Annotated in this window: 6 protein-coding genes; 3 read left to right on the forward strand and 3 right to left on the reverse strand. The window is 65.4% G+C overall.

All coding sequences use genetic code 11. The features are described 5' to 3' along the window. Positions 1 to 141: 141 nt before the first annotated feature. Positions 142 to 1,527 carry an ATP-binding protein gene (locus tag AB2N08_RS22380; RefSeq protein ID WP_441907881.1) on the reverse strand — a complete coding sequence of 462 codons (1,386 nt, stop codon included), beginning with the start codon at positions 1,525 to 1,527 and terminating at the stop codon, positions 142 to 144. Further along, positions 1,527 to 2,294 (reverse strand): osmolarity response regulator transcription factor OmpR, encoded by a 768-nt coding sequence (gene ompR, locus AB2N08_RS22385; RefSeq protein WP_258834804.1) that lies wholly within the window; start codon positions 2,292 to 2,294, stop codon positions 1,527 to 1,529. Before ompR ends, AB2N08_RS22380 begins: the two co-directional genes overlap by 1 nt. A 200-nt stretch (positions 2,295 to 2,494) precedes the next feature. On the opposite strand from ompR, the gene AB2N08_RS22390 reads away from it, so the two are divergent. The 3 genes from AB2N08_RS22390 (at position 2,495) to AB2N08_RS22400 (ending at position 5,561) form a co-directional block, all read left to right on the forward strand. After that, positions 2,495 to 2,860 (forward strand): hypothetical protein, encoded by a 366-nt coding sequence (locus tag AB2N08_RS22390; RefSeq protein WP_367613112.1) that lies wholly within the window; start codon positions 2,495 to 2,497, stop codon positions 2,858 to 2,860. A gap of 241 nt (positions 2,861 to 3,101) precedes the next feature. Then, complete coding sequence (locus AB2N08_RS22395; RefSeq protein ID WP_367613113.1) at positions 3,102 to 4,979, forward strand: flagellar assembly protein A; 1,878 nt, start codon at positions 3,102 to 3,104, stop codon at positions 4,977 to 4,979. Positions 4,980 to 5,078: 99 nt separating this feature from the next. Beyond that, positions 5,079 to 5,561, forward strand: coding sequence for a chemotaxis protein CheW (locus AB2N08_RS22400; RefSeq protein WP_367613114.1), 483 nt, complete (start codon positions 5,079 to 5,081; stop codon positions 5,559 to 5,561). 32 nt (positions 5,562 to 5,593) lie between these two features. On the opposite strand, the gene AB2N08_RS22405 is transcribed toward AB2N08_RS22400, so the two are convergent. Next, positions 5,594 to 7,567 carry an ATP-binding cassette domain-containing protein gene (locus AB2N08_RS22405; RefSeq protein ID WP_367613115.1) on the reverse strand — a complete coding sequence of 658 codons (1,974 nt, stop codon included), beginning with the start codon at positions 7,565 to 7,567 and terminating at the stop codon, positions 5,594 to 5,596. Positions 7,568 to 7,801 lie beyond the last annotated feature (234 nt).

Genomic DNA, 7,801 nt, shown 5'->3' on the forward strand with positions numbered 1-7,801 from the left:
TGGAACCCAAGTTCTGCGCCGCGAGCCATAAATGTGTTTGTGTCACGCGACTTACTTGGGTACCCGCCAAGGCGCCCGGCGAGGGCGGGTACGACGTGCGAGGGCTGACGGTAAAGCGCCAGCCTGCGGTGGCTCTGAGTTTCACGCCGCCAGCGGCAACGCCACCTGCAGCAAGAACCCGCCACCTTCGCGGTTGCTCACCTCGAGCCCCGCATTGTGGCGCGTAAGCACCCGCTCGACGATGGCCAGCCCCAGTCCGGCGCCATTGGCCTGGCCCCGTGCGCTGTCCAGCCGCGTGAAAGGCTTCATCAGTTGCGCGATCTGGTCTGGCGGCACGCCCACGCCATGGTCGCCGATCTCGATCACCGCGCGCCGGCCGTGGCCCGTCGCCTTCACGCGCAGCACGATGTCGATCTCGGTATAGTCCTGCCCCGGCGTGATGCCGTAGCGGCGTGCGTTCTCGATGATGTTGTTGATCACGCGCCGCAGATCGGTCGCGTTGCCCTGCACGTGCACGCCCGGCATCAGGTCGGTCCTGATGCGCAGGTTCTGGATGCGGCCGGCGTCGCGGCCCACGTCCGACAGCAGTTCGGACAGATTCACCGGCACGAAGGTGGCGGCCTCGGTCGGCTTGGCGTAGTCGAGGAACTGGCCGATGATGGCGTCCATCTGCGCGATGTCCGACTGCATGCCGTCGCGCGCTTCCTGCGACAGATTGGCCATCTCGACCTCGAGGCCCATGCGCGCCAGCGGCGTGCGCAAGTCGTGCGAGATGCCGGCCAGGATCACGGCGCGGTCTTTCTCGACCTGGGCCAGGTCTTCGACCATCTGGTTGAAGCTGCGATTGGCCTCGATGATCTCTTGCGAGCCTTTCTCGGGCAGCGGCGCCGGGCGTTCGCCCTTGGCGATGGCGCGCGCGGCCGACGTCAGGCGCGCCAGCGGGCGATTGACGAGGCTCGAGATCAGCGCCGCGCCGAGCACCGACAGCAGGCCGACGACCACCGCCCAGCCGAGCCACTGCACGCGCGTCAGGCCGGCCAGCCGTTCGCGCTCGAGCATCAGCCAGTATTTGTCGTCCTCGATATTGAAGCTGATGTAAAAGCCGGGCACGCCATTGACGCCGCTGGAAAAGCGGGTGTCGGCGCCGAGCCGCTGGCGCACGATGGCGGCGATCTCTGGCATCAGCGGATTGTGCGGCGGCGGGTCGATGACGTCGGTGTCTTCGAGCGTGAAGATGCGGATGCCTTCGTTCGATGCCAGTTCGAGCAGCAGCTCGAGCCGCATGTCGGGCGCCGAGTGGGTCAGGGCGGCCTTGGTGATGGTCACGACCGAGACCACGGTTTCAGCCGTCTGCTGCACTTGCGGGCCGCGCTGGTAGACGTTGATCATGCCGATCCAGGCGCCCATCGAGACCGCGGTGAGCACCGACATCAGGAAGAACGTGCGCCAGAACAGGCCGCTCTTGAACCAGGCAAAGCGCACGGCGCGGTGCGCGGCGGCGAACGAAGACAAAGCGGGAGGGATCACTAGCGCGGCTGACCCTCGGGGATGAACACATAGCCCAGCCCCCAGACGGTCTGGATGTACAGCGGGCTGGAAGGATCGGGTTCGATCAGCTTGCGCAGGCGCGAGATCTGGACGTCGAGCGAGCGGTCGAAGACTTCGTATTCGCGGCCGCGGGCGAGCTCCATCAGCTTTTCGCGCGACAGCGGCTGGCGTGCATGACGCGCAAACACCTTGAGCACCGAGAATTCGCCGGTGGTCAAAGGCACGGTCTCGCCGTTCTTTTTCAGCGTGCGCGTGCCCAGGTCGAGGATGAAGTCGCCGAACTCGAAGGTTTGCGGGGTCTCGGATGGCGCGCCCGGGATCTCGTCCGGGCCTTTGCGGCGCAGCACCGCGCCAATGCGGGCCACCAGCTCGCGCGGATTGAACGGCTTTGGCAGGTAGTCGTCGGCGCCCATCTCGAGGCCGACGATGCGGTCGACGTCTTCGCCTTTGGCGGTGAGCATGATGATCGGGGTCTGGTCGCCGGCGCCGCGTAGGCGGCGGCAGATCGACAGGCCGTCTTCGCCCGGCAGCATCAGGTCGAGCACCAGGAGGTCATAGCGTTCGCGCAGCCACAGCTTGTTCATGGCCGGTGCGCTCTCGGCGGTGACGACCTGGAACCCCTGCTCGGTGAGGTAGCGGCGCAGCAGGTCGCGCAATCGCACGTCGTCATCCACGACCATGATCTTGGCGGAGTGGCCGCCTTGCGTGCCGGTACCCACGTTAATGTTCGAAGTCGATGAAGTCATGGAACTGTCCAGAATTGTCAGATGAATGTCGCTATGGTAACTTCTTATGGCTGCGCCACGGGCACGACTCAGCTCAGCCATTACAATGTGTTACAAACTTTACCCAATTAGCCTTACCCCGATTTCGGTATCAACCTACACTGGCGTCAAGTGATCAACACAGCTTATCCGTTTATCAGGCATCACGGAAGAGGAACACCATGAACCACGCGCTCAATGACAAACCAGCAGCACCCGGTACCGCTCGCGGCCGGCTGGCCCGGCTTGCGCGCCTTGGTGTACTCGCCTGCGCGCTGGCCGCCGCCGGTAGCGGCGCACTGGCCCAGGACCAGGACCGCAATCGTCGCAGCGACGATGCCCAGGCGCGCGAGCGCTACGAGATGCAGGCGCAGCGCGACGCGCGGGCGTTTGAAATGCGCGAGCAGGGCCGTCGCAATCCCGAAGCCCAGCAAGACGCTGCACGTGAGGAGCGGCCTCGCGGGCGCCTGTCGGCCGACGAGCGGCGCGACCTGCGTCGCCAGATCAAGGAAGGCGCCGACTTGTATCCCAATTCCCGCCGCCGCTAAAACGCGGCAAGCTCGGCAAACGACGGCGCCCGTGGCGCCGTTGTCGCATCTGGCGTTTGAGCGAATGCCATCTTGCCTGATGCCTGCGCTGCTGCCGGCATCGCCGCACTACACCGTAAATTTTCTTTTTTGCAAACCTTATTGCTATATGTTTATTTAATTGGCGCAACATGATATCGTGACGCGCACCTTGCTGTTGGTAGGGTGTCAGCCGACCATATCAGTGTACTGGAGCGTCAACGTGTCCGATCTCGCCATACCTGCCGTAGCGCGCTTTGCCTCTGACGGACCCGAGCATTGCATCGCCCGTCGCGACGATGGCGTCTTTGCCGACCCGGAGGTGCTCGGCACGACGCTCGTGGCAGCGGTCGACAGCATCCTGCGCTCCGGCCACTATCTGGCGGGCCTCGATTACCCGGTCTTGATCAAGGCCCTGTACGGGCACGGTCCCGAACTGCCACGCGACGCCGACGGCCGCGTACGGGTACGTATCGCCGACGACATCCTGCCATTCCCCCCGAGCCGCAAGGCGCTGTATCGTTCGGTGAAGATCGCGGATGGCCATGCCGAATACTATTTCGAGCCGGTCTTCGAGCCCGATCCCGAAGGCGGCGAACGCCCGACCACGTTGAATGCCGACGAATTCGTCGCCGACATGTGGGTCAAGGGTATCCGCTTTGGCGCCGACGTTGGCGTTATCCACGAGGCCATCGGCACTGGCGCGGCCGGCCGCCACATCGTGGCGCGGCGGTTGGCGCCGGTCGATGGCGACGCCGCGCGCGTCGAAGAAGTCACGAGCGAATTGCACCGCAGCGATGCGCCGCTCCAGCTGGCCAACGGCAAGCTCGATCTCATGAGCTTCCAGAACCGCTACCCGCAAGTGCACATTGGCACGCGCCTGCTGCGCAAGGTGCCGCGTACGGCGGGCAGCCCGGGCTTCGAGCTGACCGGTATTCCGGTTCCCGCCGAGATCGGCAAGGATCTCGATCTGGCGGCCTACGCCGGCGAAGGCACGGGCATCGACATGGTGGCTGCCGGCGAGTTCCTGATCGCGCGCCGCGACGGTTTTCTGAACGTCGATCCCAAGAGCAGCCGCATCGCGATTTCCGACAAGATCGTCAGCCACGACGGCGTCAGCGCCAGGACCACTGGCAATCTGCACCTGAGTGGCGATTACGAAGAGTTCGGCGAGATCCAGGAGCAGCGCATCCTCGAAGGCGACAGCATCACGGTGCATGCCGACGTGTACGGCCATGTGCTCTCGCGCGGCGGGGCCATTCGCCTCGAGCGCAACCTGGTCGGCGGCAGCGCGCGCAACATGAACGGCGGCGTGCACGTGCTGGGCGTGGCTTCAAGCGCCACGATCCAGGCGGCCAGGGGCGACGTGGTCTTGAACCGCGCCGAGAACTGCGTGATTTCCGGCGCGCGCATCCGGGTCGATACTGCGATCAACTGCGAGATCATGGGCGACGACGTCGAGGTCACACATGCCGAAGGCAGCGCCATCGCCGGCCGGCGCGTGAAGATCGGCAGCGCCGCGCCGTGGAAGCAGGGTGAGATGCTGGTGTATGTGCTTCGGCCCGACTGCGCGCGCATCGACGGTGCGATGGCCCAGGTGCGCGAGCGGCTAGGGCAGTTCGACCAGCTCGCGGCGCGCCATCGCACGTCGATCGAGACGCTGGCAGGCCAGCCGCACCTGAGCAAGTACCTGAAGATCGCGCCGCGCATCCGCAAGGGCGAACTGGTGCTCACGCCGGAGCAGGTGCCACAGTTCCAGCGCATGACCGAGACCGTGGCGCCGGCGCTCAAGGAGCTCGGCCGCCTGTCGGAAGAAGCGAAAAAGCTCGACGCCGAGAAGCAGTCGGGCCTGACGGTGCTGGGCCGCCTGGAAGCGCAACGCTACGAACGCGTTGGCGCGGCGCGCGTCGCGGTCGACGCCATGGCGGGCGAGGTGCAGGTGCGCGCCTTGCCGTACGAGCCGGATCTGGGCTGTATCTGGGACCAGGGCCCGCGCGACATCCGGCTGCGCCTGCGCGACGCCAGCGGCACCGAACTGCTGCATGCGGGCCGCGACGGCGCCTGGGCCTGGGACTCGGCACCGCCCACGTCCCAGGGGTGAACCGGCGAGCCTGTGGGGCGGATGGTACGGGTTGATTGTAGTCAACATCACCCGGAAAGGCAGGCATACGATGGTGGTCGGACTCACAGGGGATCCACCATGCACACCACATCGCGCGCGCCACGGTCTGCCGCACCGAGGGAGTACCTCAGCTTCATGCTGGGCGGCCAGGAGTACGGTCTCGATTGCGCGCGGGTGCAGGAACTCAAGCTGCTCAAGTCCCTCGAACGCTTCGCCGAAGACGGCGAGATCATCGGCGGCGTGGCGCTCTCGCATGGCGTGATCCTGCCGGTGGTCGACATGCGCACCACCATCCCGCACGGCGCGAGTGCACAAAATGGCATGGCATCGTCCGACACCGACGTGATCATCCTGCGCCTGTCGAGCGGCCTGGTAGGCATGGTGGTGGAAGGGGTGACCGGCATCGTGCACGTGCGGCCCGAGGCCGTGCAGACCGTCGCGGGCGGGGCCGGCGCCCACTACCTGATCGGCATTGCCCGTGTCGAGGGCCGGTGCGTGGTGCTGATCGACATCGACAGCCTGATGTCGTTGTCGCCGCGGCGGCCACTCAGGGCCGCCTGACGGCTTCTTGCCGGCACCGTGCCGGCATCTTGTTATGCCAGCGCTTCCAGCTGTTCCTGCAACTCCAGCCACTCCATCTCGAACTTCTCCAGATCGCGCGCCACGAACGCCTGGTCGGCCACCAGCGCCTTGAGACGATCCTTGTTCTGCGCATCGTAGATCGCCGGGTCGAGCAAGGCCGCGTCGATCGTGGCTTTCTTCGCCTGCAGCTTGGCCATTTGCTCGTCCAGGCGCTTGACCTTGCTCTCGATCGGCTTGCGCTGCGTGGCGTTGCGCTGGCGCTCTTCGGCGCCCAGGCGCTTCTGCTCCTTGCGCTCGGCCGGGGTGGCGGTCGGCACCGGCGCGACCGGCGCCGCGGCCTTGGTCAGCGGCAGCACGTCGGTGCCCTTGCCCAGCTTGGTCTTGAACAACCAGTCCTTGTAGTCGTCCAGGTCGCCGTCGAACGGTTGCAGGCGGCCGTCGGCCACGATGATGAATTCGTCGGTCGTCGCGCGCAGCAGGTGGCGATCGTGGGACACCACGATCAGCGTGCCTTCAAACTGCGCCAGCGCCATCGTCAGCGCCTCGCGTGTTTCCAGGTCCAGGTGGTTGGTCGGCTCATCGAGCAGCAGCAGGTTAGGGCGCTGCCACACGATCAGGGCCAGCGCCAGGCGCGCCTTTTCACCACCCGAGAACGGCTTGATCGAGCTGGTGACCATATCGCCCGGGAAGTTGAAGCTGCCCAGGAAGTTGCGCAGTTCCTGCTCGCGCACGGTCGGTGCGATCTTGGCCAGGTGCCACAGCGGCGATTCGTCGTGGCGCAGCATCTCGACCTGGTGCTGTGCGAAGTAGCCAATGGACAGGCCCTTGCCGATGGTCGCTTCGCCCGTCAGCGGCATCAGTTCACCGGCGATGGTCTTGATCAGCGTGGATTTACCGGCGCCATTCACACCCAGCAGGCCAATGCGCTGGCCGATGGTCAGCGAAAAGTCGATGTGGTTGACGATGGTCTTCTTGCCGACCTTGTCGCCATGCTCGTCGAGCAGGAAGTAACCGGCATCGACCTTGTCGAGCACCAGCAGCGGATTCGGGGCCGACAGCGGCTCGCGGAATTCGAACGAGAATTCGGCGGCGGCGCGCAGTGGCGCCAGTTCTTCCATCTTGGCCAGCGCCTTCATGCGGCTCTGGGCCTGGCGCGCCTTGGACGCCTGGGCCTTGAAGCGGTTCACGAACGACTCGAGGTGGGCGCGCTGGCGCTGCTGCTTCTCGAGGGCGCCGGCCGCCAGGATCATCTGGGCGGCGCGCTGGCGCTCGAAGCCCGAGTAGTTGGCCGTGTAGCGTTTGAGCTTGCGCTCGTCGATGTGCACGATGACGTTCACGACTTCGTCGAGGAAGTCGCGATCGTGGGAAATGATGATCAGGGTGCCGGTATAGCGCTTGAGCCAGTCCTCGAGCCAGATGATCGCGTCCAGATCCAGGTGGTTGGTCGGTTCATCGAGCAGCAGCAGGTCGGATGGGCACATCAGCGCCTGCGCCAGGTTCAGGCGCATGCGCCAGCCGCCCGAGAAGCTCGCCACCGGCTGGTTCATCTGCGCCAGCGAAAAGCCCAGGCCCAGCAGCAGCTGTTCGCCGCGCGACTGCACCGTGTAGCCGTCGGCGTCGGCCAGCATGCCGTGCAGCTCGCCCAGGCGCATGCCGTGGGCGTCGACGTCCGGGTGCGACTCCAGCTCTTCCAGCTCGGCCTGCAGCTTGCGCAGGCCGACGTCGCCGTCGATGGCGTAATCGAGCGCCGCCCGGTCGAGCGCCGGGGTCTCTTGCGCCACGTACGCCATGCGCCATTTGGCCGGAAAGTCGATCTGGCCCTGGTCCGGATGCAACTCGTTGCGCAGCATGCCGAACAGGCTGGATTTACCGGCGCCGTTGGCGCCGATCAGGCCGATCTTGTCGCCCGGGTTGAGGGTCAGGTCGGCATCGACGAGCAGCGGCTTGGTGCCGCGCATCAGGCTGACGTTCTGGATACGGATCATGGTGAATTACCTGGAAATATGAAATGGGTGTTGCGTTACTGCTGGTAGGCCAGCGGCGATGTTTTTAGTGTCTGCCTATGCACGTCGTCCCCGCGCAGGCGGGGACCCAGGTATCGTGCGCTGCCACTAAAATTGAACTAAGTGGCTGCGCTAAAACCTTGGGTCCCCGCCTTCGCGCACTGCTGTCCGGAATAATTTGCTTGACTTAGGAAGTAGGGGTTGCAGGCATTGGTT

The sequence above is a fragment of the Massilia aurea genome (genome assembly GCF_040790145.1).
Taxonomy (GTDB): domain Bacteria; phylum Pseudomonadota; class Gammaproteobacteria; order Burkholderiales; family Burkholderiaceae_D; genus Telluria; species Telluria aurea_C.